The 1,662-nt window shown below is 52.5% G+C and carries 1 rRNA gene; it reads left to right on the top strand.

Features of this window, described 5'->3' with window-relative positions:
- Positions 1-71 precede the first annotated feature (71 nt).
- Positions 72-1,615, top strand: a 16S ribosomal RNA gene (locus EIEH_RS00010).
- The last annotated feature ends 47 nt before the right edge of the window (positions 1,616-1,662 follow it).

Genomic DNA, 1,662 nt, shown 5'->3' with positions numbered 1-1,662 from the left:
AAAGTCTTGAAGAGTGACAGCAGTTAATTCATTACGAATAAACAGTTTAATTTCTTTGAGCATCAAGCTTTTAATTGAAGAGTTTGATCATGGCTCAGATTGAACGCTGGCGGCAGGCTTAACACATGCAAGTCGGGCGGTAGCAGGGAGAAAGCTTGCTTTCTCCGCTGACGAGCGGCGGACGGGTGAGTAATGTCTGGGGATCTGCCTGATGGAGGGGGATAACTACTGGAAACGGTAGCTAATACCGCATAACGTCGCAAGACCAAAGTGGGGGACCTTCGGGCCTCATGCCATCAGATGAACCCAGATGGGATTAGCTAGTAGGTGGGGTAATGGCTCACCTAGGCGACGATCCCTAGCTGGTCTGAGAGGATGACCAGCCACACTGGAACTGAGACACGGTCCAGACTCCTACGGGAGGCAGCAGTGGGGAATATTGCACAATGGGCGCAAGCCTGATGCAGCCATGCCGCGTGTATGAAGAAGGCCTTCGGGTTGTAAAGTACTTTCAGTAGGGAGGAAGGTGTGAGCGTTAATAGCGTTCACAATTGACGTTACCTACAGAAGAAGCACCGGCTAACTCCGTGCCAGCAGCCGCGGTAATACGGAGGGTGCAAGCGTTAATCGGAATTACTGGGCGTAAAGCGCACGCAGGCGGTTTGTTAAGTTGGATGTGAAATCCCCGGGCTTAACCTGGGAACTGCATCCAAGACTGGCAAGCTAGAGTCTCGTAGAGGGAGGTAGAATTCCAGGTGTAGCGGTGAAATGCGTAGAGATCTGGAGGAATACCGGTGGCGAAGGCGGCCTCCTGGACGAAGACTGACGCTCAGGTGCGAAAGCGTGGGGAGCAAACAGGATTAGATACCCTGGTAGTCCACGCTGTAAACGATGTCGATTTGGAGGTTGTGCCCTTGAGGCGTGGCTTCCGAAGCTAACGCGTTAAATCGACCGCCTGGGGAGTACGGCCGCAAGGTTAAAACTCAAATGAATTGACGGGGGCCCGCACAAGCGGTGGAGCATGTGGTTTAATTCGATGCAACGCGAAGAACCTTACCTACTCTTGACATCCAGCGAATCCTGTAGAGATACGGGAGTGCCTTCGGGAACGCTGAGACAGGTGCTGCATGGCTGTCGTCAGCTCGTGTTGTGAAATGTTGGGTTAAGTCCCGCAACGAGCGCAACCCTTATCCTTTGTTGCCAGCGGTTAGGCCGGGAACTCAAAGGAGACTGCCAGTGATAAACTGGAGGAAGGTGGGGATGACGTCAAGTCATCATGGCCCTTACGAGTAGGGCTACACACGTGCTACAATGGCGTATACAAAGAGAAGCGACCTCGCGAGAGCAAGCGGACCTCATAAAGTACGTCGTAGTCCGGATTGGAGTCTGCAACTCGACTCCATGAAGTCGGAATCGCTAGTAATCGTGGATCAGAATGCCACGGTGAATACGTTCCCGGGCCTTGTACACACCGCCCGTCACACCATGGGAGTGGGTTGCAAAAGAAGTAGGTAGCTTAACCTTCGGGAGGGCGCTTACCACTTTGTGATTCATGACTGGGGTGAAGTCGTAACAAGGTAACCGTAGGGGAACCTGCGGTTGGATCACCTCCTTACCTGAAGATACGAAATATTGTGTAGTGCTCACACAGATTGTCTGATA

It is taken from the genome of Edwardsiella ictaluri ATCC 33202 (assembly GCF_000264785.1).
GTDB classification, from domain to species: domain Bacteria; phylum Pseudomonadota; class Gammaproteobacteria; order Enterobacterales; family Enterobacteriaceae; genus Edwardsiella; species Edwardsiella ictaluri.
Note: the sequence above shows the minus strand (reverse complement) of the source record. Positions and strands in the feature narration are given on the sequence as shown.